The organism is Pseudoalteromonas sp. SIMBA_162 (genome assembly GCF_046535955.1).
GTDB lineage: Bacteria > Pseudomonadota > Gammaproteobacteria > Enterobacterales > Alteromonadaceae > Pseudoalteromonas > Pseudoalteromonas marina.
Window position 1 is genome coordinate 1 of sequence record NZ_JAWJBQ010000872.1, and the last position, 250, is coordinate 250.

Sequence of the window (250 nt, forward strand, 5' to 3'; positions counted from 1 at the left end):
TCCCGCCTGCTGATATTGAAACTGGCTGCGTCTCGCGCGCTCCCGTCAGATTGTGTTAACATTCGCCGCTCAGTTAACCACCCGTAAAAACAACCATGAAATTTCCCGGTAAACGTAAATCCAAACATTACTTCCCTGTAAATGCACGCGATCCGCTGCTTCAGCAGTTCCAGCCAGAAAACGAAACCAGCGCCGCCTGGGTAGTGGGTATCGATCAAACGCTGGTCGATATTGAAGCGAAAGTGGATGA

At 50.4% G+C, this 250-nt stretch carries 1 pseudogene; it reads left to right on the top strand.

The window, feature by feature from the left end:
* Positions 1–95: 95 nt before the first annotated feature.
* Positions 96–250: pseudogene (locus R0J88_RS22190) on the top strand (inosine/guanosine kinase); the annotation flags it as partial.